Genomic DNA, 26508 nt, shown 5'->3' with positions numbered 1-26508 from the left:
TCAAATAAAAAACACTTGTATTTATATTCGTAACAAATATAAAATCAAGATTCCAGATGCTATAATTGCCGCAACTGCTATTGAGTTTAATATTCCGTTGCTAACGTCAGATCAAGGTTTTGAAAAAGTAAAAGAATTAGATTTGATTTACATTCAAAAATAAATTATCCTTTTTTTACAACTTCAAAATGCTGTTGTACTCCGATGAAGTACTTAACACGCTTACTGCTTTTTTGATTTCGGGATTGCTTTTGATGTAGTATTGGTACAATCCTTCTTGGTATTGGTAGCGTTTGATAATTTCGTCTAACAATAAATTTTTAATTTCTTTTTGATTTTTGTCCAAAGCATTCCATTCACTTTTTTGGATAGCATTCAATAATTGTTGGTATTCCGCAGTAATGGTTTCGTCTATTTTTTCTTTTTTGGCAGATGCCAAAGTCTTCTTTAAATTCAACTCAGTTTCGGTATCCAAATTGAATTTTTTGGTTTTCAAAAATTGTTTGAAATCAGTGTAATCCGCATCGGTGATGGTAGGTATAGTGTTGCCTAAATTTGGATTTTTATAATAATAAGTGGTGGCATAATCAAAAATAGCCTCGTTTCTCACGACCGCATTGGCAACGGCGCTTACTTGCGTTTCTGCTAATTCAATATCAGGCTGAATGCCTCCTCCGTCGTATACGGTTCTTCCCTTTCTGGTTTTAAACGCATTATAATTTTTTTCTTCCGTACGAGTAGCTACTCCATTTTTATCTTTTCGGGTATAATCTAAAGCTTGTATACAACGTCCAGAAGGGGTGTAATAACGAGAAATAGTTACTTTTACTTGTGTTCCAAAAGACATATCGATAGGGCGTTGTACCAATCCTTTTCCAAAACTGCGACTGCCTAAAACTACTGCGCGATCCAAATCTTGTAACGCTCCTGCCACAATTTCAGAAGCCGAAGCACTTTTTCCGTTGACAATGATGACCAATGGAATGTTTAAATCTACTGGTTCACGAGTCGTCTTATAGATGTTGTTGTATTTTTCTACTTTCGATTTGGTAGTTACTATGGTTTCGTTTTTTGGCACAAACAAATTGCAAATATTTACCGCTTCATTCAACAGTCCACCAGGATTGTCTCTTAAGTCTAAAACGATGCGTTCGGCACCTTCTTTTTTGAGTTGTTCCAAGGCATCTTTTACTTCTGAGGAGGCTTTTTTGGTGAAATGAGTCAAAACAATGTAACCGGTTTTCGCATCAATTTTCCCGAAAAAAGGAACCGATTTGATTTCCACTTCATCCAAAACCAATTGGGTGCTAAGTGTTTTTCCTTGACGAATATATTTAATGTCAATCTTGGTGTTTTTAGAACCTTTGAGCAATTGTGACGCATCGTCTTTGAAGTCTTTCAGCACGACATCGCCAATTTGAATAATAGCATCGCCAGCTTTGAGGCCCGCTTTGTCCGCAGGGAAATTTTTATAGGGTTCTTTGATAATCAATTGGTCTTCCTTACGACTGATTAATGCACCAATTCCAGTATATTCACCTGTATTGTTGATTTTGAACTTCACCACATCTGCTTCATTAAAGTAGTTGGTGTAGGGGTCCAAACTCGCCAACATTCCTTTAATAGCCTTATCCATCAAATCACCTGGATTAGTCTCATCTACATAATTAGAGTTGACTTCTTTAAAAAGAGTCGTAAATATTTCTATTTGCTTGGCAATTTCAAAGAAATCATTCTTGAAACTTACCCCAACAAACAAAAAGGCAGAAGCCAAAACTGGAATGATGTATTTTTTTTGGAAAAATGCGTTCATAAGTAAAGCGTTGGTTTATAAATAGACCTCTAAATTAGTAATAAAACAGGAATAATTAAGGGAATACGTTTTTTTAGGACAATTCGGTGCTGGACGAATCGGTAGCTTTAGCTTGAGCCGCTTTCTTTTGAGCCAGTTGTGCTACAAATTTTTCAAACAATTGAATCGTTTTAGTATTGATTTCATCGAAAGACAAACGCTCCTTGGTTTGATAAAAAAACATAAAAGCAAAGGGTTCGTCCAAATGTGGAATCAGTAAATGTTTGTTTAATCGATAAGTTTCCCTGAGTACGCGTTTAAAGTAATTGCGATCTACGGCTTTCTTGAAGTATTTTTTAGAAACCGAAACACCCATTTTTATTTGCTGTGTGGTTTCTTTTTTCTCATGGCAATATACCAATCGCAAAGGATATTTAGATACCGATTTACCTTCGGTGAATAATAATCCGATGGTGATTTTGCTTTTTAGCTTTTCTTCTTTTGGGTAACTGAAATCCATTTAATTAAAAAAAAGGAAGGAAATGAGGACGCAAAGGTACAATTAAACCCCAAATGGATTATTGTTTAGGATTTAAATCGCATTAAAAAATTTAATTCGTACTTTTGGCCCTTTATTTCAATAGCATGCAAAAAATAATTTCGTACCCCTTATCCGTAATTTACTATTTGTGTTTTGGGCTTTGTTTGGTAATTTTTCATCCTATTCAATGGATTTGTTTTAATGTATTTGGTTACCAAGCCCACAAAAAAAGTGTCGATTATTTGAACTTCTTTTTGGTAAAATGTACTAATATATTGGGCACTACTTACCGATTTGAGAATTTGAATAGCATACCTAAAAATGTTCCCCTGATTGTTGTAGCCAATCATCAAAGCATGTATGACATTATAGCAATTATTTGGTACATGCGTCGTTATCATTGCAAGTTTGTTAGTAAAAAAGAATTGGGTAGCGGAATTCCAAGTGTGTCTTATAATTTGCGCCACGGAGGCTCTGTATTGATTGATAGAAAGGACCCAAAACAAGCCATTCCAACGATTAAAGGCTTGTCAGAATATATAGAAAAAAACACTCGTTCAGCCGTTATTTTCCCTGAAGGAACCCGAAGTAAAACCGGAAAACCAAAGGAGTTTGCGCAAAGCGGATTAAAAATATTATGCAAATATTCGCCTTCAGCTTATGTGGTACCAATATCCATAAATAATTCGTGGAAGATGGTGCGTTTTGGTGCTTTTCCGATGGGCTTAGGCAATCGTTTAACGTTTACGATTCATGAGCCTATGGCGGTCAGAGACTATGCTTTTGAGGAGTTGATTCAAAAAACAGAAGCCGCAGTAGTAAGTAAAATTCAATTTTAATAAATAAATACCATGTCAATAAAAAACATCCGATTAGAAGTGATGCAGTTTTTAGAAAAAAACGTCGACAGTTTTGTAGATCAATTTCTAATTCCGGTAGAAAAAATATGGCAACCTTCTGATTTTTTGCCTAATTCTGAGAGTGATACTTTCTTAGATGAAGTAAAAGAATTAAGAGAAATTGCTAAAGATTTACCTTATGATTTTTGGGTAGCTCTTGTAGGAGATACCATTACAGAAGAAGCTTTGCCAACTTATGAATCTTGGTTGATGGAAGTTGAAGGAGTAGATAATCAAGAGCGCAATGGTTGGTCCAAATGGATTCGCCAATGGACGGGTGAAGAGAACCGTCATGGAGATTTGTTGAACAAATATTTGTACTTATCAGGGCGTGTAAACATGCGCGAGGTTGAGGTTACAACGCAACATTTGATCAACGATGGTTTTGATATCGGTACGGGTACTGATCCGTATAAGAACTTTGTATATACTAGTTTTCAAGAATTAGCTACTTATGTTTCCCACAATCGTGTGTCGCAATTGGCAAAGGAATATGGTGATAAAAAATTGTCTAAACTTTGTAAAATGATTGCAGGTGACGAAATGCGTCATCATTTGGCTTACAGTGAATTTGTAGATCAAATTTTCAAAGTAGATCCTAGCGAAATGATGTTAGCTTTTCAGTACATGATGAAGCAAAAAATTGTAATGCCTGCTCACTTTTTGAGAGAGTCTGGACAAAAAATAAGTTCTGCTTTCGAGCAATTTTCTGATTCTGCTCAGCGTATAGGTGTCTATACTGCGAATGATTATGTGGATATCATGCAAAAATTAATCGATAAATGGGAAATCGATAAGATTGGTGGATTAACTAGCGAAGCAGAAAAAGCTAGAGATTATTTAATGAAATTGCCATCAAGAATGGCTAAAATTTCTGAACGATTGGTAATTCCAGCAGAGTCTTATATCTTTAAATGGGTAGAACCTGCAAGATTGTAATCCTTAATTTTGAACTATTTTAGATTGAAATAAGATCATAAAGAGAACTGATTTTTGAGGATACAACCTTTAAAAATCAGTTTTTTTATAAAAAAATACCCCCAAATGTATACCGCTAAACTAATTCACGATACGATTCTTTTTGTAAAAAAAACACTTGCCGATGCAGAGGGAGGACACGATTGGTTTCATATAGAAAGGGTGTATAAAAATGCTTTACTCATAGCCAAATCGGAGTCTTGTGATACACTAGTGGTTCAGTTAGGTGCTTTACTGCATGATATTGCCGATAGTAAATTTCATGGAGGCGACGAGACCATAGGTCCAAGAACGGCGAGGAATTTTTTGGAATCGCAACACGTAGCCGAAGAAGTAATTGTGCATGTAGTGCAAATCATTGAAAATATTTCATTTAAAGGCGGCAAAACCAAGCGCAAGTTTTCTTCTATTGAGCTAGATATTGTGCAAGATGCCGACCGTTTGGATGCTATTGGTGCTATTGGAATTGCCAGAGCGTTTAATTACGGAGGGTTCAAAAACAGAGCTTTGTACAATCCTGAGATAGCTCCCAATTTGCATATGACGAAGGAAGAATATAAGTCAAGTCAAGCGCCAACCATCAATCATTTTTACGAAAAGTTATTATTGCTAGCCGATAAAATGAATACCAAAACAGGTGCAGCATTAGCAGCGAAAAGACATAAATATATGGAAAACTTCTTGTCTCAGTTTTATGCCGAGTGGGAAGGAGAAATCTAGTGTTTAGTTGACCGTTATTAGAATTCAGTGGTTATAGTACTGTAATAAGGTAAAACCAAAGAATACCAAAAATTACTTATTTTCGCTGGCTTTTAATTCTAGCATAACATCTGAAGCATTTTTAAAAGTAGGCTCGCTTTTTGTCAAACTTCCTGCTCTTTTTTTATTCAATTTGAATGTCAAATCCATTTCTGAAGTAAAAAGTAAGGCAGTCAAAAAGGGATTATTCATGTACGGACTCAATACTAAAAAGGCTTCCTCTAACGAATGAAAACTTTCTATTTCTTCGGTTTTGTAACGCGCTATTATTGAAAACTCTAAGGTGTTTTGGGCGGTTATAATAGGTCGAGCATAAATGTTTTTTAACTCGGTATCCCCAATGGTTTTGGCCAAAGTCAATTTAGCAAAAGTACGATTTTCGATACTCTCAATTACTTTTTGCCAAAATTCAGCAAATACAGGTTGGAAGGACATGGCAATAGGTTTAGGTTTGTTCTATTTAAATTAAAAAATATAATTATTTGACATTCAAATATCAAAAAAATATAATAATATGATATTTGAATGTCAAAAAAGTCTTGTTTTAGCAAACTGATTACTAAAACCTGACCACTGCTTATTTATTTACTTCCCTGTAAAATTGGCTTTTCTTTTTTCTAGGAAAGCGGTAGTTCCTTCTTTAAAATCCGCTGTTCCGAAGCATTTTCCAAAGTTCTTGATTTCGGTTTCGAAACCATTTTTGCCGTCTTTATAATTGGCGTTGATGGCTTTTATAGCTCGACCAATGGCAAAAGGAGAGTTTTTCATGATTTTCTGAGCAATTCCTTTGGTAAAATCCAACAATTCTGCTTGAGGCACTACATGATTAACTAATCCGTATGATTTAGCTGTTTCGGCGTCAATCATACTGGCGGTCATAATCAGTTCCATAGCGCGACCTTTTCCAATGAGTTGTGGCAAACGTTGTGTTCCTCCATATCCTGGAATTACTCCTAAGGAAACTTCAGGGAGACCCATTTTGGCATTGTCTGAGGCAACTCTGAAATGACAAGACATAGCCAATTCTAATCCACCGCCCAAGGCAAAACCGTTAATAGCAGCGATTACTGGTGTTTTTAAATTTTCGATTAAATCGAATAATTTTTCTTGTCCTTCGCTAGCCAGTTGGGCACCTTCAGCAATGGTAAAATGAGCAAATTCAGAAATATCGGCGCCAGCTACAAAAGCTTTTTCACCACTTCCTGTGATTAAAATCACTTGAATTTCTTTATTTTTTCCTAGTGTTTTAATGGCTTTGTGAAGGTCATTTATGGTGTCAATATTTAATGCATTTAGTTTTGATGGCCTATTGATTGTCAGGATTGCAATATTGTTTTCTAGTTCGATTAAAATATTTTCGTAGTTCATAACGCTATTTTTTTAGAATTGAATAATAGGCAAAGTCACTTTAAAAGTAGTGCCTTTTCCTAATTGTGTATCAAAGGTAATTGTTCCGTTGTAATTTTCTATGATGTTTTTGATAATTCCTAGACCGAGTCCCATACCGCTTGTTTTGGTGGTAAATTTGGGTTCGAAAATTTTGGGCACTGTTTGCTCTGCGATGCCTACTCCGTTGTCTTGAACCAAAATGATGACTTGGTTGTGTTCTCTTTTCACGACTACTTTGATGGCTTTTTCTTCCTGATTTTCTGGAATGGCTTGTATGGCATTTTTGACCAAATTGGTAATCACACGGATGAGTTGTGAGCGGTCCATACTTGAAATAATGGAAGGGTACTGACTCTCAAAAACAATATAATCTTCATTGAAAATATCCAAAGCCAGTTCGACTACTTCCACCACATTTAGTGTTTCGTTTTGTTGGGCTGGCATAGAGGCAAAGTTGGAAAAAGCCGAAGCCACAGCACTCATAATATCAATTTGCTGAATTAAAGTATCGGAATATTCATTGAGTTTTTGTTTGACATCTGGTGTAGTAGGGTCAAATTTTCTTTGGAAACTTTGTACCGTTAATCGCATTGGAGTTAAAGGATTTTTGATTTCATGCGCTACTTGTTTTGCCATTTCGCGCCACGCTTCTTCTCTTTCGCTTTGCGCCAGTTTAAGCGCACTTTTCTCTAATTTATCTACCATTTCGTTGTAAGAACGAATCAACAAATTAATCTCTCGGCTATTGGCGTCCAAAACAATTTTCTCGTTTTTCTGCTCAATATTCGTTTCGCTCATTTTGTCGGCGATGGTTTTTAAGGATTTGGTGATATAAGTGGCCAAGAAATATGCCAAGGCAAAAGCAACAATCAGCATAAAAGAATAGACTTGTCCTAATCTTATCAGGAAGCTATTCAGCTCTTTTTGATAAAAACTATCATCTTCTACGTAAGGTAAATTCAATACACCAAGCGGTTTGAATTTGTCGTCTTTGATTTGGCTGTACGATGAACGATTTTTAACCCCGTCGACTGTTTTGATGTCTACAAAACGTTTGTCAATTGAAGAACGAACCAGTTTCAGTATGTATTTTGGAATTGGCGGAGCCATTTTATCGATAGAAAATGACTCTTTCGATGATTTTAAAAGATGTCCGTCTAGACTGTAAACATTGATTTCGATGTTGTGAATTTGGGATAATTCGTGAATTTTATCTTTAAAAATTAAATCTAAATTCTTAGGTGTCAACGGATATGTGGTAGTTGACAGCACGTAATTAATATGCTCTTTAATTGCAGTCTCTTTTCGCTCTAATCGTTCTTGATGGTAATCTCGAGCTTCACTCTTGAACTGTAAAATAGAAATAGAGGCGAGCAAAACACTTGAAACTACAATAACAACAATCATCGATAGGAAAATCCTAGTACGTAAGGAAAGCATCGATATGTTGAAGTTGTTTAGCATAGTTTAGTCATGAGTGATTAGTAACTAGTGATTAGCGAATTACTAATCACTAAATACTAGTCACTATTTTCTCTCTCTTATTCTCTTGTAAAAACGAAAGCCCAACATGATAATGATTGAAAATAAAAAAATACCAATCACGCCATACACCCAGTTGAAAGCATTTTTTAGCACTACTAAAAACACCACTGCAAACAAAATAAGTGTTGCTCCTTCGTTCCAAATACGCATATAATTGGTGGTGTATTTTACTTCATTGCGCTGTAATTGTTTAAAAATTTGATGGCATCTAAAATGATACAAATACAATAAAAACACAAAACCTAGTTTGACATGCATCCAAGGCATTTGCAACCAACTTTTGCCTAAATCGGTAAAAAGTAACAACCAAAAAGCAACAAAAAACGTAATAATTGCTGATGGCCAAGTGATGATATACCACAAACGATAGGCCATTAGATTGTATTGTTTTTGTAAAATTTCTTTTTCGGGAGAGGGTTTATCGGCGGCTTCAATTTGGTAGACAAACAAGCGAACGATATAAAATAATCCTGCAAACCATGTGACTACAAAAATGATGTGTAAGGATTTGAGGTAGTTGTAGAGTTCCATTTATTTTGATTTCAAGTTTAAGGTTTGAAGTTACTATAGCAACTTCAAACCTTGAACAAATTTAAACTTTCTTGAATTCTTTAATCCAATTGGCTACGACACCACACCATTCATCTTCATCATTCATACAAGGGATAGCCATAAATTCTTCTCCACCATGATGTAGGAACTGTTCATTAGCTTCCATTGCAATTTCTTCTAGCGTTTCTAGACAGTCAGCTACAAATGCTGGCGTTACAACCGCTAGTTTTTTAATTCCTTGTTCTGGCATTTTATTGATTTCTACATCGGTGTAAGGAGTAAGCCATTTGTCTCCTGCCAAACGAGATTGGAAGGTTTGACTGTATTTGCCTTCTGGAATTCCTAATAATTTTACTACTTGCTTGGTCGTTTCATAACATTGATGACGGTAGCAAAATTCGTGAGCAGGCGAAGGGGTGTTACAGCAAGAACCATCAATTTTACAATGAGAATTGGTTACATCGGTTTTGCGAATGTGACGTTTTGGAATTCCGTGATATGAGAATAATAAATGGTCATATTCAAATCCTTCCAAGTGTTTTTTGATGGAATTTGAAAGTGCTTGAATATAATCGGGCTTGTTGTAGAATGCAGGAACATTCGTAAAGGTCATTTCTGGGAAATACTTTTGACGTAATTCTTCAGCCAAAACAACAATAGTAGTTGTTGAAGCCATAGCGTGTTGAGGATACAAAGGCAAAAGCATTACTTCAGTTACACCTTGGTCTTTGAGTTCTTGCAAGCCTTTTTGAATGGTCATCGTGCCATAACGCATCGCTAAAGCAACTGGAATGTCTACAAATTGTTTCACTTTTTGATGCATTTTTTTCGAAATCACAATCAAAGGAGAACCTTCACTAGTCCAAATTCGGCTGTATGCTTCGGCCGATTTTTTTGGTCGGGTTTGTAATATAATACCACGAACCAATAAAGCACGCAATAGATAAGGAACATCTATTACATATTTATCCATTAAAAATTCATCTAAATATGGCTTTACATCTTTTGGAGTGGGACTTTCTGGTGAACCTAAGTTAACTAATAATACGCCTTTCATGCTATTTTTTTTATTGTTTTTGAGTGACAAAGAGGGAAAATTTCATTGAAATTTGAGGTCAAAAGTAAATAAACTCCGTCTTTATCTAGTATCTTATGTATTCTTTTTTTTATTGTTGGGATAGGTAAAACTGATGGTTTTATGACATCGTTGTATTGATAGCCATTAAATATTTTTTAGGTGTTGTTCCAAATTTTTTCTTGAAAGCAGCTATAAAATGACTTCCGGTGCTGTATCCAATTTTGAGCCCCACTTCATTAACATTATAAGAGCCACTATCAAGCAATTGTCGTGCATAATCCATTTTGTAATCAAATAAAAAGCCATAGACGGTGTCGCCATAAATTTGTTTGAAACCCATTTTTAGTTTCTTTAAATTAAGACCAATAGTGTCTGCTAATTCCTGAAGTCCTGGAGGTTCGGCCATATTGGCTATAATTATTTCTTTGGCTTTTTTGATTTTTAAAACATTTTCTTCATCAACTAAAAACGGACATTGCTCCGCATTTGGGTCTTCATTTCTATTAAAAAACAAACTTAATAATTCATACCCTTTGCCTTTGTAGTATAAATTTTTAATAGATGGATTCAAGTTATAATGAAACATTTGGTTCAAAACAATCGCCATTGATGGACTAATATCACTTTCGTTATAGTACTTTTTGTCTTGATTTTCTTTACTTAAAAACGGAATATGTTCCGCATTTGTAGTAAACAATCCGTGAAACTTTTTTATGGAGACAAATATGGATATCAACCAAGATTTTGGTGCTACTTCTACGTGTAAAGGCAATTCTTTTTCGGTATTGTAAAAAAGCAAGGCTTTTTCTTCGTTAAGTTTTAAGCCATAATTTCCTTGATTAAAAATATAGTTAGCGCTTCCTTTTAAACCAAAATGAAATTGAATCAATCCCAATTGTACTGGTCGTTTAAAAGTGGTAATCACATCGGTGTTGTTTTGAAAACGAATTAAAATAAAATCATCGTCAATTTTTATTTCTTCCTCCATTTTGTTGATTTCCTTTAGTGAAGTTATTATTTCCGTTTTTAACCAAACGAATACTTTATCTTTTCAAAATTAAATCTTTTTGATGGTTTATTGTTTACTTGAATGTGATTTTATAAAATCTTTGTGTTTTGGATTTTTATTTCAAAAAAGTTGTGGACTGAATAGTAACTGTATTGGCAACTTTACTCTTGACCAAGCTGGGTATAGCAATATTAAAATCACTCGCATTTACTGAGAAACTTGACACGATTTGAATTCCATTGGGTGTTCTGCGGATTTTTGCAATAAATGCTATGGCATTCGATTTTCCGTGAAGTTCTAAATTCCCTTTTATTGGATAATCTTTAAAGTTTGTTGTCAAACTGTTTGCGTCAAACCCTTCAATTTTTCCTTTAAAAATCGCTTTTGGATAGTCATCGGTTTCCATATAATTTTCATTAAAATGCTCCTCCATTAATGCAATTTTAAACCGAAATCCTTTCATTAGAGCCAAACTGGCAATTTCACCTGTTTTTGTATTTAAAACAAATGTCACACTCTTGTTTACTGCCCTAACTTCTTCAAAAGCAGGAACAGATGCTTCAAAGTGTATTGTCCCAGCTTTGTCAATCATTTTTTGCTGCGAAAACCCCAAATGAATGGCGTTGAGCATAACTAGAAGTATCATTTTTTTCATAGTTCGGTTCTTTTTGTTACTTGTAATCTGTTATTAAAACAGCTGCTAGTTGAATATTCACTTTGCTAGCTAATTTGTATTGAATGAGTGTTGGAATAGGTATGCTAAAATCACTGGTATTTACGGAGAAACTGGTGTTTAATACAACTCTAGGTCCAACTTTACTGATTTTGGCAATAACACTTATATCTTTTGTTTTGCCGTGTATTTCAAGTTTCCCTTTCATTACAAAATCTTTTGGATTTGAGGTTAGGGTTTTGCGATCAAATGCTTCAATTTGACCTCTAAAAATTGCTTTCGGATACTGATCAGTTTCCATATAATTTTCATTGAAATGTTCTTCCATTAACGCAATTTCAAAATGAAAACCCTTCATTAAGGCTAGACTTGCAATTTCTCCTGTTTCAGGATTTAAAACTACTGTCGCTCCAATATTGGTTCCCTTCACTTCATCAAAAGAAGGAAACGATGCGTCAAAGGTTATTATTCCAGATTTGGTTATCATTTTTTCTTGGGCAAAGACCAGTAACGAAGCAAATAGTAATGGTACGAGGATGATTTTTTTCATTATTCTGTTTTGCATCAGTTTTCTATTAAACCTTCTTTTTGCCATTTTAGAATAATGTCAATTGTGGCTTGAGGCATTCTTGGTCCGCCACTTGGCATCAACAATCCATTTCCATTTTGCAATGAAATTCTAGTAGTCAAACCACGATTGAGAACGGCTTCTTTTACTTGGTCATAGGTTACCAAAGGCATTGGTGCTCCATTTTTTGGCACCGCTGCGTGGCAAACCACACAATTGTTGTCAATTATTGATTTTACGTTTTTGCTATAGGTTGTTAATCCTACCATTGCAGAATCGTCCATTAAGGTGTTGGGATTCTCATTGGTACAGCTCACCAAGGTTATGGCAAGAGATAGAGCTGTATACAGTTTTTTTGTGTTCATAAGGATTGGTTTTAAATTAATAAAGATGATTTGAAAAGTCATTTTATAGCATATACGAGAAAATGCAGAGTACAGTTTTTTTTAAGAGCATTTTTATTTTTTTAAAACCAAAGCTTCCTTTTTAACGTAAGTAGAGAAAACAGAATAAAACTACTTATGAAAAAGAAATTACTAATAGGGATGTCGCTTTGTGCTGTAATAGCAAGCCTAACTTACTTCTATGCTTATAAAGGACATCGAGAGATAAGCTCATCCTCTACAGATTATGTGGTGACAATCTCGGGACTTCAGAACGAATTCGCTACTGATAGTCGCTTGGCTACCTTGAAATATCAGAATACAATCGTTGAATTGTCAGATAGAATTACTTCCGTTGATTCCGAAAGTAATGGAGTTGTTTTGGGAGGTAAAGTATTTGCCACCTTCAAAGACAGTGTGTTGAAAAACATTACATCAGGTGAAAAACTAACTATCAAAGGACGCTTTTTAGGGTACGATGAATTATTAGGAGAATTTAAAATAGACCAATGTTCAATTACGAACTAAAACAAAAAAACTTAAAACTATATCTTATGAAAAAGCTTGTACTCTTTTTATTTTTATTTCCATTGCTAACGTATGCACAAAATGACCTACTATCAGGAGTTGATATTCCTGTTGCCAAAGAAAAAGTAACTTCTGCTTTCAAAGCTTTAAAAATCGTAAATCTTGAATCTACCAAAGTAGCTGCAAAAGGCGATTTGTATTTTGTTGTTGCGCATAGATTTGGTTCAATTCAGGATGGATTTGAAGGGTTTTATGGTTTGGATAATGCCAATACACAAATCAAATTCATTTACGGACTGACAAATGGTGTTCACGTAAGTGCCGCTAGAAGTCAGCTAGCCTATGATTTTGCAGTGAAGTATGCTTTGTTTCCGCAAATAAAAGAAGGTTTTCCAGTTACAATAACAGGTTTCAATAGTGTGTCTATAAATAACACTTTAAAAGAAAGTACCTATCCTGAGCTCCAGTTTGATAACAGGCTGACCTATGTAGCGCAACTATTAATTTCAAGAAAATTCTCAGAAAAACTTTCTTTACAACTTGCTCCCACTTTTTTTCACGAAAACTTTGTTGAAAACCCAATGCAAAACAACACACAGTATGCTATGGGAATTGGCGGGCGATATAAATTCTCTAAAAGATGGTCATTAAACATTGACTACGCTGCACATTTAAATCGTGCTTCTAATTCTTTATACAGAAATCCTTTGTCTATAGGTTTTGATTTAGAAACAGGGGGACACGTTTTTCAAATGCATTTTACCAATTCACAAGGAATTGACGAGGCGGGATATCTCGCGAGAACCTCTGGAAATTGGAACAAAGGCGATGTGTTTTTTGGATTTAATCTCGCTAGAGTTTTTTAGAAAGATACAGTATCAATAACGTCCTGAAGCTTATTTTTTTATTTGAAATAATTCTAAATAGAAGTTTTTTCTTTCCATTTAAATCCAAGATGACAACAGGCTCGTATATGATTCTAAAACGCAATTTATTTTAAAAAAGTAGAGCTATGAAAATTAATAAAACACTAAAAAAAGCACTTTTTGCGGTACTAGTCCTTGTTGTAGTATTCTTTGGGATTCTTGTTTTTCATATTGTAACAGCAAAGCCAGCGGTATATGAAAGTCCCAATTTACAAGTGAGTCGAATTGATTTTAAATCGACGATACCCCCCGAACAAGCTCAAAAAATATGCAAAGATTTAAGAGCTATCAAAGGAATAACCTCGGATTCTATTATTGTAAAAAGAAATGTTGTGGTCTATTTCCATAACAACAAGGTCGCTAATTCGAAAAAAATTTATGACGAGTTAATGGCCAAAGGTAAGTATGATGCTCAGCGATACATTTTACCAGTAGGGATGGCAACGAAAGAAGTTTGTCCAGTAGACCAAAACAGTTTTAGCTATAAAATGGCAAAATCATTACATCAAATTTTTAATTAACCTTTAATATTTTTAGTATGAAAAATTTTTCGAAAATCACACTCGGTGTAGTACTGCTAACGGCAGCAACATTTACTTCTTGTAGTAACGATGATGACGCATCATCTCCAGTTGTAAAAGCGTCAATCTATGAACGATTGGGAGGAACCAAAATGGTTGCAGACCCAGATAATTCAGGGCAAATGATTGAGCAAGGTCGTTTGAGTTTCCGTAAAGTGGTAAACTCCACCATTGGATTAATTGTCGCAGATGTTCAATCGAATGCTGCGGGTAATTTACAAGCGCATTTTGCTCCCGTTCTGGCAGAAACAGGAACGACCCAAGCTACTAGTATTGCCAAGTTATCTGATAATTTGACCGATTTTTTCTCCTTCAATACGGGAGGAACCAATGCGGTAAATACTTATTCAGGTTTGAATATGGTCGCTGCTCACGACCCTGCCATAAACAGTCGTATGGGTACAAAATCAAGTTCAGCTGATTACACCAAATTTGTTGGCTATGTTGGCGCAGCAGCAAATGCCAATGGCGTAGCTTCAAATACAGAACTTTACAATGATATCGTTGTAGTTTTGGAGTCATTGAGAGCGCCAATTGTTCAGAAATAGGCAATTGTAGTTGAAAAATAACGCCACTCTAAAGGGGTGGCGTTTTTATAAAAATTAACATATATAAAGAACTCTTAGCGATGTTTTTTAATAAACAAAAGAATGTAGTTGCAAGTGTATTATTTAGAATAAATCTACATAAACTACTTTTCAAGCCCCTATTTTAGTATGAATGGCAATAAATTCTATTTAGAATGACTTATTTTGAGTAATTTAAGCCATAGCGATATAAAAAGAACCTCTAGCGTTGTTTTTATACATTTGTTAGTAATAATTTTGTCAAACTTTTTAAGGAAAGTATAATATGGAAAATTTCAATATGTCCAAAACTACCACTTTTTACGCTTTAGGTTTAAGTTACAAAAAAGCAGATGCAACGATAAGAGGAAAATTTAGTTTAGATACTAATGCACAATCCAATTTATTAGCCCAAGCCAAAGAGGAAGGCATCGAGTCATTGATTGTAACTTCTACTTGTAATAGAACAGAGATTTATGGTTTTGCCAATCATCCATATGAACTAATCAAATTACTTTGTGATAACAGTAATGGTACTGTAGAAGAATTTAGAGAAGTTGCTTTCATCTATAAAAATCAAGAAGCGGTAAATCATATGTTCCGAGTGGGAACAGGTTTAGACAGCCAAATATTAGGTGATTTTGAAATCATAAGCCAAATTAAAAACGCTTTTAATCAAAGCAAAGCTTTAAACTTAGTCAATACTTTCTTGGATAGATTGGTAAACTCCGTGATTCAAGCAAGTAAAAAAATCAAAAATGAAACCGAAATTTCATCTGGTGCGACCTCTGTATCCTTTGCATCAGTACAATATATTATTCGCAATGTCGAAGATATTGGAGATAAAAATATCCTATTGTTTGGAACAGGAAAAATAGGAAGAAATACCTGTGAAAACTTAGTAAAACACTCCAAAAACGGTCATATTACTTTGGTAAACAGAACCAAAAATAAAGCCGAAAAACTAGCAGGAAAACTCAATGTTATTGTAAAGGATTATGCCAATTTACAAGAGGAATTACAACAAACCGATGTATTGGTAGTGGCAACTGGCGCCAAAAATCCAACGATTGACAAAACGCTATTGAATTTAAAAAAACCACTTCTGATTCTGGATTTGTCCATTCCTAGAAATGTAAATCCCGATGTAGAACAAATTGAGGGAGTAACCCTGATTCACTTAGACTATTTGTCACAAATAACAGACGATACTCTAGAACGAAGAAAACAACATATACCAGCCGCCGAAGCTATTATTGAAGATATTAAACTCGAATTTAATACGTGGATGAACGGTCGTAAATACGCGCCAACCATTCACGCACTCAAAGCAAAACTGAATGATATTGTAGCCACCGAATTGGCTTTTCAAAAAAAGAAAACGTCCAATTTCAATGAAGAGCAAGCAGATATCATCAGTACAAGAATTATTCAAAAAATCACCAATCAATTCGCAACTCACCTAAAAGATGAAAATACTTCGTTAGACGAAAGTATCGATTTCATTGAAAAAATATTTCAAATCGGGCAACTTGCACCCAAAAAAACTACTTCAGCAATAGAAGAAAAATACAAAATCAATTTGTCTTAAATAGTTAAAAACTAGAGTTCCTTAACTAGTAAGGACCAAAAAAGAATATGGCTCAAAAAGTTATTAGAATAGGAACCCGCGATAGCGAACTCGCGCTTTGGCAAGCCCACACGGTCGAGAAAAAACTAAACGACTTAGGTTACAAAACAGAGATTATTGCCGTGAAATCAGAAGGCGATATCATTTTGGACAAACCATTATACGAATTAGGAATTACCGGAATTTTCACCAAAACCCTTGATGTAGCTATGATTAGCGGTCAAGTAGATATTGCGGTTCATTCTATGAAAGACGTACCCACCGCCTTGCCACAAGGCATCGTGCAAGCCGCCGTTTTAGAGCGCGCGAACACCCTAGATATTTTGGTACACAAAGGCAATCTAGATTTTCTAGAAGGTAGCGGCACCATCGCCACCGGAAGTTTGCGTCGCCAAGCCCAATGGCTCAACAAATATCCCAATCATAAAGTGGTAGACCTTCGTGGCAATGTCAATACTCGTATGCAAAAATTGCAAGACAATGACTGGAATGGAGCCGTTTTTGCTGCCGCAGGATTAGAACGTATCAATTTAAAACCAACTGATTTTATCAATTTGGATTGGATGATTCCCGCACCAGCACAAGGTGCAATGGTAGTGGTTGCAATGGCCGAGGACGAGTTTTGTCGCGAAGCCGTATCCGAATTGAATGATATCGAAACCGAGGTGTGCACCCACATCGAGCGTCAATTTTTACGCCGTCTCGAAGGAGGTTGTACAGCACCCATCGGGGCTTTGGCAACATATAACGAGGAAGAAGACACCATTCATTTCGAAGGCGTCCTTTTTTCCATCGACGGACAACAAAAAATAGCCATCAACAAAGTCGTACCCATCGAAGAGTGGAAAAACCTAGGCTACCATTCAGCCGAAGAAATCCTCAACAATGGCGGCACCGAGTTGATGAAAACGATAAAAGAAACCTTGAAAAAATAAGAGACTGCTTTAGGAGCGAAACAAAAGGCTTTTTTGCCAGTATGGGTTCCCGCTGTCCTTCCTATCTTTTTTGTCCCGAAAAAAATCGGAACAAAAAAGGATATTCCCTCCCATCGGGGCTAGAGAATAACAATGGGCTTTTTCAGAAAAAAACATAAAAATGAGTCAATCCATCCGCATATTATCTACAAAAACACTTTTGCCTAATCAAAAGCAAGTCTTGCTGGACGCTCATTTTGAAGTAATCGAAACCAATTTTATTCAAACCACCGCCACGGATTTTTCTTTAGATTCGGTAAACGAACATTTGATTTTTACTAGTCAAAATGCCGTGAAAAATTTCTTGAAACATCCCAAAGCAACTGAATTTAAGCATAAAAAAGTCTTTTGCGTCGGATTAAAAACCAAAATAATGCTCACCGAAGCAGGCTATGAAGTAGTTGCTTACACCGGCTATGCCGAAGATTTGGCAGAGATTATTGCGTTAATTTATGGCAAGGCGAGCTACACTTTTTTTAGCGGAAACCTTCGCAGAAACACTTTGCCCGAGGCTTTACAAAGTGCGGGTATTGTTTTCAACGAAATTCAGGTATACACAACTACTTTGTCGCCCCAAACGATTCAAGAAAAAGTGGACGGAATTTTATTCTTCAGTCCATCTGCTGTTACGAGTTATTTGAAAAATAACAAAATAAAAAACGAAATTTGCTTTTGCATAGGCGAAACCACCGCCGAGGCTTTAGAAAAAAATAAAATCAAGAACATCATTGTGGCGCAACACCCTTCTATAGAAGACGTGATAGATGATGTGATTCAGGAATACCATCCTTAAGGAAGTAAACTAAAAAAGAGAACTAAAAAAATAACAATTTAAGGTGTTCAGACTGAACACTAAAATACTGAACACTGATTACTATGTTAAAGAACGACTTATTTTTAAAAGCATTACGAGGAGAAACCGTAGAACGTCCACCAGTTTGGATGATGCGTCAAGCCGGAAGATATTTACCAGAATTTCGTGCATTGCGTGACAAATACGACTTTTTCACACGTTGCGAAACTCCAGAATTAGCTGCTGAAATTACCGTACAACCTATTCGTATCGTAGGACCAGATGCTGCGATTTTGTTTTCGGATATTTTGGTAGTGCCGCGTGCTATGGGAATTCACGTAGAATTGAAAGACAATTTAGGGCCGATTATTCCAAATCCAATTCGTACTATGGAGCAAGTCAATCAAGTGATTGTTCCAAATATCGAAGAAACCTTAGGCTACGTAATGGATGCGGTGAAATTGACCAAAGAAATGTTAAATGATGAGGTGCCTTTGATTGGTTTTGCAGGTTCACCTTGGACAATTTTCTGCTATGCAGTAGAAGGAAAAGGTTCCAAAAGTTTTGATACGGCCAAAGGTTTTTGCTTCTCTAATCCAGTTGCGGCCCATACCTTATTGCAAAAAATCACCGATACCACTATTTTATATTTGAAAGAAAAAGTAAAAGCTGGAGTAAACGCGGTCCAAATTTTTGATTCTTGGGGTGGAATGTTGTCACCAGTAGATTACCAAGAATTCTCTTGGAAATACATCAACCAAATCGTTGAGGCTTTGGCTGAGGTAACACCAGTAATTGTTTTCGGAAAAGGATGCTGGTTTGCTTTGAACGAAATGGGTAAGAGTAAAGCTTCTGCTCTTGGAGTAGATTGGACGTGTACCCCAAGAAATGCCCGTTATTTATCTGGTGGAAACATTACTTTGCAAGGAAATTTCGACCCGTCAAGATTATTGTCACCTATTCCAACCATCAAGAAAATGGTACACGAAATGATTGACGAATTTGGAACCGACAAATACATCGCCAATTTAGGACACGGAATTTTACCAAACATCCCTGTAGACCACGCCAAAGCGTTTGTCGATGCGGTAAAGGAATATAGAAAGAAATAGAAAGTGGTCAGTTGGCAGGATTTAGTGTTCAGCAAAAAAGACAGATAACTTATACTTTTTTCTTTTTGAAAAAGTTCCGTAGGAACGACTAATCTTGTAGCAACGGATTTTAAGCCGTTGTATAAAAAATCAGAAGAAAATGCTAAGCAAAGGATTGCGAGATAAAGAAAGTACCCGAATAGACAATTGTCTAAAGCAGTTGCATTCTCTAGTATTGCCGCCTTTGGATTGGAGTCTAGACCGAAAAGAGGCACTCGAATTGGAGTTGAAAGACTTCGCAATGGATTTGGAAAGTCTGAACGATTTTGCATCGGAGGATTTGATTCTTCATTTGCAACGCCTTCATTTCGATTGGAACCAAATGGAATCCTTTGCCGATTTTTTAATAGCGTTTTCTGCAGCAAGTTCCTTTTCTTTTTCTGAAAAAGCACTTGCTATTTATCGTTTTATTCAAAAAGAAAGTAAAGTGTTTTCGTTTGGGATAGCTAATAAAATAAGTGATTTAGCTTAAGAATGGGAAGTATAAAAAAAGTAATAGAATTTCTAGGATTGTTGCTATTAGGGACCTTTTTTCTGGGAATTTTTTATTTTGAAATAGTTATTGAAAATAGAAAACCAAGCTATTTTGTAACTACTAACACAATAGATTCTGTTTTTATTAGAAAGATACAAGGGGCAAGGTCTAATCTTGATGCATTAGCTATTAAGTTGACAAGAGATAGTTCTAATTTTATTTACTATAAAGCAAATCAGAATTATGTCGATTTGCTTGGAACATTGAAAAAACAAGATACTGTTACGCTTTTTTTTACGGAAGATGATGGAAATAATCGATTTGAAATTATCCAATTAGAAAAAAACAAAGTAGAATTAGTTAGTATAAAGGATGAAGAAAGCAAGCAGAAAAAAATTGGATATTTTTGTCTGTTTGCAAGTATTATGACTTTTATTTATGCTTTGAAGAAAGGATTTAAACAATGAAAAATAAATTTTACACTTACATACAAAACCTTCAAGACCAAATCGTAGCAGGATTAGAAGCCGTTGACGGTCAAGCCAAATTCCGCGAAGACCTTTGGACACGAGTCGCAGACGAACTGGGCGAAGCCAATCGCCCAGAAGGTGGAGGCGGAAGAACACGCGTAATCGAGAACGGTGCTGTTTTCGAAAAAGGCGGCGTCAATATTTCGGCAGTACACGGCAAATTGCCAGATAGTATGCAGCAATTATTCAAAGTTGGTGAAGCCGATTTTTTTGCTTGCGGATTGAGTTTGGTGTTGCATCCCAAAAATCCAATGGTTCCCACAGTACACGCCAATTGGCGTTATTTTGAAATGTATGATGACAACGGAAACGTAATTCAGCAATGGTTTGGAGGAGGACAGGATTTAACGCCTTATTATCTGTTTGAAGAAGATGCTGTTCATTTTCATCAAACTTGTAAAACCGCTTGCGACAAGCACAATCCTGAGTTTTATCCAAAATATAAAAAACAGTGTGACGCCTATTTCTGGAATGCACATCGCAACGAAGCGCGAGGAATTGGAGGTTTATTCTTTGATTATTGCAAAGCTTCTGAAACAATGAGTATGGAAGATTGGTACAATTTCGTTACCGAAGTAGGCGATAGTTTCCTTCAAGCTTACGTTCCCATTGTGGAAAGAAGAAAAAGTTTGTCGTACAATCAAGAACAACGTACTTGGCAGGAAATTCGCCGTGGACGCTATGTTGAATTCAATTTGGTACACGACAAAGGCACTTTGTTTGGTTTAAAAACCAACGGAAGAATTGAGAGTATTTTGATGTCTTTGCCACCTCACGTGCAATGGGTCTATGACCATCATCCAGTTGCGGGTAGCGAAGAAGAAAAATTAATTACCACTTTAATGCAGCCAAAAGAATGGGTTTAAAAAAAATAGTACTTTTTTGGTTTGTTGGACTTTTGTGTTGCAAGGCACAAGAACCATCGGCGCAAAAAGACTATTTTAAATCCTATGACGAAAAAGTTATTGGGAGTATCTATTTTTTCAATACGTCCAATAATTTTCAATTTACTTCTACAGCCAATGGAAAGACTAGCTATTTGGATTTGATTCCTAATAGGAGAGAGCAAATTGGATTTAGTTTGAGTTATAAACTTATTGATATCAGTTACGGTGTTTCTCCACTTTTTTTTGATGTAAATAAAGACAATTCCAATTCTCGTTTGGTCAATTTTGGAACGCGTTTCATCGTCAAACAATGGATGCAGACTTTATTGTATTCCAATCAAAAAGGGTTTTATGCAGTAGATGAAACTTTTAGTGCTTCTTTCCCTAGAATGCGTTCCATCAAGATAGGAGGAACAACATCGTATATTTTTAACCCTAAATTTTCATTCAAAACCATTGCCAATCAAAACCAATGGCAAACCAAAAGTTCGGGTAGTTTTATTCCAACCTTGTCAATTTATAATACCTATCTTAATTTGAATGATGGGAATGAAGCTAATAAAAGTAGGATTTGGCTCTTTACTTTGGCGCCTTCTTATTACTACAATTGGGTTATTAGCAATCATGTATTAGTCTCATCTGGAATTGCAGTGGGAGCTGGTTTCAATGATGTTGATGGCGATTTTTCTGGCGTTATTGAGTCTACTATTAACCTAAAATTAGGCTATAACTCAGATTCCTTTTTTACTTTTGTAAACTTAAATTATTCAAATTTTGTTCAGGACAACAACAATCCTGTTCGATTTAATGAAAACATTGCCACTTTTAGAGTGACCGCTGGCTATCGATTTGACCCACCAAAAAAAGTTAAAGAACTATATGACCAAGGCACTAAGGCGATTGGTTTATAAAAAAGAAGGCGATTTCAAATGTAGAAATCGCCTTCTTTTTTGTTATTTCTGACTGATTTCATCAATCAAGTCTAGTGTTTGGAGCATGATGTTTTTGTCTCCTTTTACCGTATTCAATCGAAGGTCAACTTTTAATTTATTATCCGTTACTTTTTTAGGAGATTCCATGCTAATGGTTTTGAACTTTGAAGCAAAAGCGTTCAAGTACTTTTTATCTTTTGTGTTATTTTTTTCGGTCTTCAAATAAGTGTCTGCCATTTTCTGAATATCAAATGCAGCCGAAATGGTGTTTTGCTTTAAACTTTTTTGAATACCATTTTTAAAATTCCCCTCGTTGGTTTGGGTTTGTTCCAAAAGGTTGGTTACCACAAGCACATCTTGATTTTTTACGATGTAAACGGTACCAAATTCGTTTGTGCCAACTATTTCATAAAAACCGTTTTTAGGCAACAACATTTTTTTGCGAACTCCCAAATCAATCAATTTGTCATAAAATGTAGCATGGGTAGCGGTAAAAATCATTGTAAATTCAGGAATCGTTTTGGTTACCATTTTTTCAACTTCAACGGATTCGTAGTTTTCGTCGTATTCAAAAGTTTTGGTTTTTACTTCCTTCGATTTCACTTCGTGAAGAAATAAACTAATATCACCATCAAATAAGGTGGCGGTTGCTTTTTCATCAACTAAGGTGGTAATCAAATCGGTTACAAAACTAAAATCTTCGTTCATAAAGACAGTGTTCGAAAAAATTTCACCAATCATATGGGGCATATTTTCTAGCAAAGCTTTCGAATTAAAATGATACGAAAAATAGCCTAAAGGTTCTTGTTCAGGGAAGTAAGCAAATATTTTTTTGTTTATTTTTCGGTCGTTTATTTTTCCCATCATATCCGCAATTGACTTTGAGTATTCGATGGTTTCTTCTATACGAGCGTTGTCATTATCAAAATAAAAATCAAAATTCATCCCTTTGATAAACGTGTCAATTCCTTTTTGCAAAGGCAAATATTTACCGTAGGCACCTAACTGAGTTAAAGTAGAAAAGGAAGAACTCAAATTGGTTAGGAATCCGCCATAATTTACCCACGACGAAATATCGGCGGTTGGATTTATTTTGGACGAAGCAGGAGCAACAAAACCTTTCTCGAAAAGTGATTTTGTAAAATTGATTTGTTTTATTTTTTGAATGCTATCAAAAGCAATTCTTTGGGTTTCGTAGGCTGCGTAATAAGCGTCGTTGGAATAGGTGTCTTCTGTTGTAGCATCATTCGTTTCGTATACAACCGGAGCATCAGCAGGAGGTGCAACATCAACCACAACTTCTTCTTGTATTTCTTCTACGGGAGAGGTTTCGGCTGGGTCGCCATAGGTTTCAACTGTTACTGTTGGCGCAGCAACCGAATCTACAACTACGTCACGTTTTGGAGCAATATCACTATATTTTTTTGTCAATTCAAAAAACACCAAGTAGGAATCATTCCAAGCTATGGTAAACTTTTGGTCACTCGAATTTAGCATTGCATAGGTGCCAAAGTCCTGAATTTCGAATTTGGTTTTCGAATCAGAAAGCGCCTTTTTTTCATTTCTTTTGGTTAAAAAAGCTTTTAATTTTTCTTTGTTTCTAATCGGAATTGTGGCTTGATAGTAGGCGATACTGTCTGTAAAATTACCAACAACACTTGCGTTTTTTTCTAAATCAAAAAGAGCGGTAAACTCATTCGTATCAAAGTCAGCATTTTCCTTTTGCAACTTGTTCAATAGCGGATGATTGGTTAGTTGCTCTATTTTGACTTTTTTGGTGAATTGTGCACCGTTGTATTGTACAAAATAGTCATAATTTTTGGAGGGTTGCTGACAAAAGCCAATGCAGCTTATCAATAAAAAGAGGTAGTTCAATAACGATTTCATGGGTGAATTTTAGATTTAGGGATTGAGTTGAATAGTATTGTTCATTAATGAAGATTTCTTGAGTACGTTGTACATGCTTTGTTTCAAGAAAATGGTTTTTTTGTTTTTGGCAATTTTACTATTGCCGTTTGTTGCGCCTGTTATGTCTTTGTCAAAAGTGTAAACGGCGATAATATTGGCTTGTTCTAAGTCGGTCTTCTTTTTGGGGTCTTTTACCAGTTTTTCAGGAACAGGATAAGAAGCTATTCGCTCGAAGGTTTTGCCATTGCTGTTGAAATGTACTTGGTTTTTTTGTTTATTAATCACATTCACCACTGCATTCAAGGCTTTGAGATTTTGGTAAGTGAATTGAATTGTAAAAATATAGTGTTCAAAGTCAGTTTTCGTGCTTAGGTTAGTAATCCCTTCAATTTTTGAAGCCGTTCGTTTAAAGTCGAGTAATTTTTGGGTAATCTCCTCTTCATCTGGAATTTTGACACCATCGACTTCTTCTAACCACATAGCCGATTTGGTTTTGAACCAAGATTTAGAAAAATCTACAATAAGCGTATAGTCACCACTTTGATTGTCGTGGTGTTTTATTTTTTCTGTAATTTCAAAACAACTAGTTAAGAGCCAACAGCAACATAAAACAAGAATTTTCTTCATTTTGCAAATTTAGACGAAATAAATAGAGCTATGGTGTGTTTTATTAAAATAAATTGGACAAATTCACGTCCTGAAAGGTGAAAAAAAGCGCTATTTATAGTGTCTTAGGATTCTTTCTTTTCGCCTATTTTCCTTATTTTTACGGTTCCGATTCATAAGGTTGAATTGGTATCAAATATAAAATACACCTACATGTTTCCACTACACAGAAACCGTCGCTTAAGAGTGAACGAATCCATCCGAAGCTTAGTTAGAGAAACCACTTTAAGTCCTACCGATTTTATGTTTCCTATGTTTATAGCAGAGGGCGAAAATGTAAAAGTCGAAATTCCTTCTATGCCTGGAATCTACCGCCGTTCGATTGATTTAACAGTTACTGAGGTCAAAGAAATTTATGCATTAGGCATTCGTGCGGTCAATATTTATGTAAAAGTTAGCGAAACGCTAAAAGACAATACCGGTAAAGAGGCTTGGAATCCCAACGGATTAATGCAACAAGCCATTCGTGCCATCAAAGCGGCTTGCCCAGAAATGATTGTCATGCCCGATGTGGCTTTAGACCCTTATTCTATTTATGGTCACGATGGAATTATTGCCAATGGCGATGTAGAAAATGACTCGACCAACGACGCTTTGGTAAAAATGGCCGTTTCACACGCGGAGGCAGGAGCCGATTTTGTAGCACCAAGCGATATGATGGATGGACGCGTATTGCGTTTGCGTCAAGGATTGGATGCCGCAGGCTATCATCACGTGGGGATTATGAGTTATTCGGCCAAGTATGCTTCGGCATTTTATGGCCCGTTTCGCGATGCGCTAGACAGTGCCCCAAGAGAAGCCGAAATCGAAGTACCCAAAGACAAAAAAACCTACCAAATGGATTATGCCAATCGCATAGAAGCCATCAAAGAGGCCTTGTCGGATGTGGAAGAAGGCGCCGATATGGTAATGGTAAAACCCGGAATTGCCTATTTGGATATCGTGCGTGAGGTTAAAAATGCCGTGAATGTACCCGTTACAGTTTTCCATGTTTCGGGCGAATATGCTATGATTAAAGCCGCAGCAGAGAGAGGTTGGCTCGATCATGACAAAATTATGATGGAACAATTAATGTGTATCAAGCGAGCTGGAGCGAGTTTAATCTCGACTTATTTTGCCAAAGAAGCTGCGATACTTTTAAATCAATAAAACATGAAAAAATTAGTAATCATTGCAATAGCTTTAGCCCTAAGTTCTTGCAAAAAAGAAAGCGCTGAGCCCTTTGGCACTCCAACAACAACCGATGCAGCAACCGAGGTAAAAACCGAAACAGCCGTAACGCCCGAGGCATTAGGCAAAGAACTTTTTGAAACCAAAGGAGCTTGTATTGCCTGTCATAAAGTAGACACCAAACTTATTGGTCCAAGCTTGCAAGACATTGCCAAAACGTACAAAGAGAAAAACGGAGACCTAGTTGCCTTCCTCAAAGAAGAAGCAAAACCCATCATGGACCCAAGTCAATACGACATTATGAAGGCCAATTTCGCCATCACCAAAACCATGTCCGAAGAAGAATTAAAAGGATTAGAAGCCTATATCTATTCCAATTTGAAATAAGGATAATCCTAGGCTAAGTCGAAGAATTAGGAGCTATTTACTTCGTCAGTTCGCTTCGCTCGAGTCCTGCTCTACACTATATCTTTCCCGCCGAACCCCGGCGGCAAAGGATGCCGTTACGATCAGGGCTACACCACACAAGAACCATTTGTACAAACGAATGGTTCTTTTTTTTTGAATTCAGTTTAGTACTGTAAATTTTAAAACCATTTAAGGCATATAAGGTCATTTAAGTTTT

General features: G+C 35.9%; 31 protein-coding genes. 18 read left to right on the top strand and 13 right to left on the bottom strand.

Annotated elements, in window-relative coordinates:
* Window positions 1–4: 4 nt before the first annotated feature.
* Window positions 5–163, top strand: a complete 159-nt coding sequence (locus ACSVH9_RS10440) for a PIN domain-containing protein (protein WP_438063668.1) — start codon at window positions 5–7, stop codon at window positions 161–163.
* A 12-nt stretch (window positions 164–175) separates the two neighbouring features.
* Here the strand turns inward: ACSVH9_RS10440 and ACSVH9_RS10435 are convergent, their stop codons facing one another.
* Together ACSVH9_RS10435 and rnpA are read right to left on the bottom strand one after the other, a co-directional pair.
* Window positions 176–1813, bottom strand: coding sequence for a S41 family peptidase (locus ACSVH9_RS10435; protein WP_438063665.1), 1638 nt, complete (start codon window positions 1811–1813; stop codon window positions 176–178).
* A gap of 73 nt (window positions 1814–1886) precedes the next feature.
* The gene (rnpA, locus tag ACSVH9_RS10430; protein ID WP_438063664.1) at window positions 1887–2312 is read right to left on the bottom strand and encodes a ribonuclease P protein component; all 426 of its coding nucleotides are present in this window, start codon (window positions 2310–2312) and stop codon (window positions 1887–1889) included.
* Between the two features lie 125 nt (window positions 2313–2437).
* On the opposite strand from rnpA, the gene ACSVH9_RS10425 reads away from it, so the two are divergent.
* The 3 genes from ACSVH9_RS10425 (at window position 2438) to ACSVH9_RS10415 (ending at window position 4930) form a co-directional block, all read left to right on the top strand.
* Complete coding sequence (locus ACSVH9_RS10425) at window positions 2438–3172, top strand: lysophospholipid acyltransferase family protein (RefSeq protein WP_438063663.1); 735 nt, start codon at window positions 2438–2440, stop codon at window positions 3170–3172.
* A 12-nt stretch (window positions 3173–3184) separates the two neighbouring features.
* Window positions 3185–4171, top strand: a complete 987-nt coding sequence (locus ACSVH9_RS10420; RefSeq protein ID WP_438063662.1) for an acyl-ACP desaturase — start codon at window positions 3185–3187, stop codon at window positions 4169–4171.
* A 105-nt stretch (window positions 4172–4276) separates the two neighbouring features.
* On the top strand, window positions 4277–4930 hold the full coding sequence (locus ACSVH9_RS10415; RefSeq protein ID WP_438063661.1) for an HD domain-containing protein: 654 nt from the start codon (window positions 4277–4279) through the stop codon (window positions 4928–4930).
* A gap of 72 nt (window positions 4931–5002) precedes the next feature.
* Here ACSVH9_RS10415 and ACSVH9_RS10410 read toward each other — a convergent pair whose 3' ends face one another.
* The 9 genes from ACSVH9_RS10410 to ACSVH9_RS10370 all read right to left on the bottom strand — a co-directional run bounded on the left by ACSVH9_RS10410 (window position 5003) and on the right by ACSVH9_RS10370 (window position 12148).
* A complete protein-coding gene (locus tag ACSVH9_RS10410; protein ID WP_438063660.1) occupies window positions 5003–5404 on the bottom strand; it encodes a hypothetical protein in 402 nt (133 codons plus the stop codon).
* A 150-nt stretch (window positions 5405–5554) separates the two neighbouring features.
* On the bottom strand, window positions 5555–6337 hold the full coding sequence (locus ACSVH9_RS10405) for an enoyl-CoA hydratase/isomerase family protein (protein ID WP_438063659.1): 783 nt from the start codon (window positions 6335–6337) through the stop codon (window positions 5555–5557).
* 12 nt (window positions 6338–6349) lie between these two features.
* Window positions 6350–7822 carry a sensor histidine kinase gene (locus tag ACSVH9_RS10400; RefSeq protein WP_438063658.1) on the bottom strand — a complete coding sequence of 491 codons (1473 nt, stop codon included), beginning with the start codon at window positions 7820–7822 and terminating at the stop codon, window positions 6350–6352.
* Window positions 7823–7885: 63 nt separating this feature from the next.
* Window positions 7886–8434 (bottom strand): CopD family protein, encoded by a 549-nt coding sequence (locus ACSVH9_RS10395; protein ID WP_078210846.1) that lies wholly within the window; start codon window positions 8432–8434, stop codon window positions 7886–7888.
* Window positions 8435–8495: 61 nt separating this feature from the next.
* Window positions 8496–9512 (bottom strand): ferrochelatase, encoded by a 1017-nt coding sequence (hemH, locus tag ACSVH9_RS10390; protein ID WP_438063657.1) that lies wholly within the window; start codon window positions 9510–9512, stop codon window positions 8496–8498.
* A gap of 139 nt (window positions 9513–9651) precedes the next feature.
* Window positions 9652–10521: an AraC family transcriptional regulator gene (locus ACSVH9_RS10385; RefSeq protein ID WP_315141088.1), complete on the bottom strand. Its 870-nt coding sequence runs from the start codon at window positions 10519–10521 to the stop codon at window positions 9652–9654.
* Between the two features lie 136 nt (window positions 10522–10657).
* Window positions 10658–11197 (bottom strand): YceI family protein, encoded by a 540-nt coding sequence (locus ACSVH9_RS10380; protein WP_438063656.1) that lies wholly within the window; start codon window positions 11195–11197, stop codon window positions 10658–10660.
* A 16-nt stretch (window positions 11198–11213) separates the two neighbouring features.
* Window positions 11214–11765: a YceI family protein gene (locus tag ACSVH9_RS10375; RefSeq protein WP_438063655.1), complete on the bottom strand. Its 552-nt coding sequence runs from the start codon at window positions 11763–11765 to the stop codon at window positions 11214–11216.
* 14 nt (window positions 11766–11779) lie between these two features.
* Entirely contained in the window at window positions 11780–12148 is a 369-nt protein-coding gene (locus ACSVH9_RS10370; protein WP_438063654.1) for a hypothetical protein, read from the bottom strand.
* A 156-nt stretch (window positions 12149–12304) separates the two neighbouring features.
* On the opposite strand from ACSVH9_RS10370, the gene ACSVH9_RS10365 reads away from it, so the two are divergent.
* From ACSVH9_RS10365 to ACSVH9_RS10310, 12 genes are all read left to right on the top strand, one after another.
* Window positions 12305–12694, top strand: a complete 390-nt coding sequence (locus ACSVH9_RS10365; RefSeq protein ID WP_438063653.1) for a hypothetical protein — start codon at window positions 12305–12307, stop codon at window positions 12692–12694.
* 26 nt (window positions 12695–12720) lie between these two features.
* The gene (locus ACSVH9_RS10360) at window positions 12721–13560 is read left to right on the top strand and encodes a DUF5777 family beta-barrel protein (protein ID WP_438063652.1); all 840 of its coding nucleotides are present in this window, start codon (window positions 12721–12723) and stop codon (window positions 13558–13560) included.
* 146 nt (window positions 13561–13706) lie between these two features.
* A complete protein-coding gene (locus tag ACSVH9_RS10355) occupies window positions 13707–14141 on the top strand; it encodes a hypothetical protein (protein WP_438063651.1) in 435 nt (144 codons plus the stop codon).
* Window positions 14142–14158: 17 nt separating this feature from the next.
* On the top strand, window positions 14159–14749 hold the full coding sequence (locus ACSVH9_RS10350) for a hypothetical protein (protein ID WP_159689213.1): 591 nt from the start codon (window positions 14159–14161) through the stop codon (window positions 14747–14749).
* Between the two features lie 304 nt (window positions 14750–15053).
* Complete coding sequence (gene hemA / locus ACSVH9_RS10345) at window positions 15054–16358, top strand: glutamyl-tRNA reductase (protein WP_438063650.1); 1305 nt, start codon at window positions 15054–15056, stop codon at window positions 16356–16358.
* 47 nt (window positions 16359–16405) lie between these two features.
* Window positions 16406–17332, top strand: coding sequence for a hydroxymethylbilane synthase (gene hemC / locus ACSVH9_RS10340; protein WP_438063649.1), 927 nt, complete (start codon window positions 16406–16408; stop codon window positions 17330–17332).
* 160 nt (window positions 17333–17492) lie between these two features.
* Entirely contained in the window at window positions 17493–18164 is a 672-nt protein-coding gene (locus ACSVH9_RS10335; RefSeq protein WP_438063648.1) for a uroporphyrinogen-III synthase, read from the top strand.
* Window positions 18165–18247: 83 nt separating this feature from the next.
* Window positions 18248–19276 (top strand): uroporphyrinogen decarboxylase, encoded by a 1029-nt coding sequence (gene hemE / locus ACSVH9_RS10330; protein ID WP_159689228.1) that lies wholly within the window; start codon window positions 18248–18250, stop codon window positions 19274–19276.
* 139 nt (window positions 19277–19415) lie between these two features.
* A complete protein-coding gene (locus ACSVH9_RS10325; protein WP_438063647.1) occupies window positions 19416–19787 on the top strand; it encodes a hypothetical protein in 372 nt (123 codons plus the stop codon).
* 2 nt (window positions 19788–19789) lie between these two features.
* Complete coding sequence (locus ACSVH9_RS10320; protein WP_438063646.1) at window positions 19790–20257, top strand: hypothetical protein; 468 nt, start codon at window positions 19790–19792, stop codon at window positions 20255–20257.
* Window positions 20254–21186, top strand: a complete 933-nt coding sequence (gene hemF, locus ACSVH9_RS10315; protein ID WP_438063645.1) for an oxygen-dependent coproporphyrinogen oxidase — start codon at window positions 20254–20256, stop codon at window positions 21184–21186. Before ACSVH9_RS10320 ends, hemF begins: the two co-directional genes overlap by 4 nt.
* Window positions 21177–22118 (top strand): DUF4421 family protein, encoded by a 942-nt coding sequence (locus tag ACSVH9_RS10310; protein WP_438063644.1) that lies wholly within the window; start codon window positions 21177–21179, stop codon window positions 22116–22118. The genes hemF and ACSVH9_RS10310 overlap by 10 nt, the downstream gene beginning before the upstream one ends.
* 42 nt (window positions 22119–22160) lie before the next feature.
* Here the strand turns inward: ACSVH9_RS10310 and ACSVH9_RS10305 are convergent, their stop codons facing one another.
* Complete coding sequence (locus ACSVH9_RS10305; protein WP_438063643.1) at window positions 22161–24026, bottom strand: hypothetical protein; 1866 nt, start codon at window positions 24024–24026, stop codon at window positions 22161–22163.
* A 15-nt stretch (window positions 24027–24041) separates the two neighbouring features.
* Window positions 24042–24674, bottom strand: coding sequence for a hypothetical protein (locus tag ACSVH9_RS10300; RefSeq protein WP_438063642.1), 633 nt, complete (start codon window positions 24672–24674; stop codon window positions 24042–24044).
* Window positions 24675–24866: 192 nt separating this feature from the next.
* Between ACSVH9_RS10300 and hemB the strand changes: the two genes are divergently transcribed.
* Entirely contained in the window at window positions 24867–25862 is a 996-nt protein-coding gene (gene hemB, locus ACSVH9_RS10295; protein ID WP_438063641.1) for a porphobilinogen synthase, read from the top strand.
* Window positions 25863–25865: 3 nt separating this feature from the next.
* The gene (locus ACSVH9_RS10290) at window positions 25866–26270 is read left to right on the top strand and encodes a c-type cytochrome (RefSeq protein WP_438063640.1); all 405 of its coding nucleotides are present in this window, start codon (window positions 25866–25868) and stop codon (window positions 26268–26270) included.
* Window positions 26271–26508 lie beyond the last annotated feature (238 nt).

The organism is Flavobacterium sp. RSSB_23 (assembly GCF_051547145.1).
Classification (GTDB): domain Bacteria; phylum Bacteroidota; class Bacteroidia; order Flavobacteriales; family Flavobacteriaceae; genus Flavobacterium.
The sequence above is the reverse complement of the archived record's forward strand: the minus strand, read 5'-3'. Positions and strand labels throughout refer to the sequence as shown.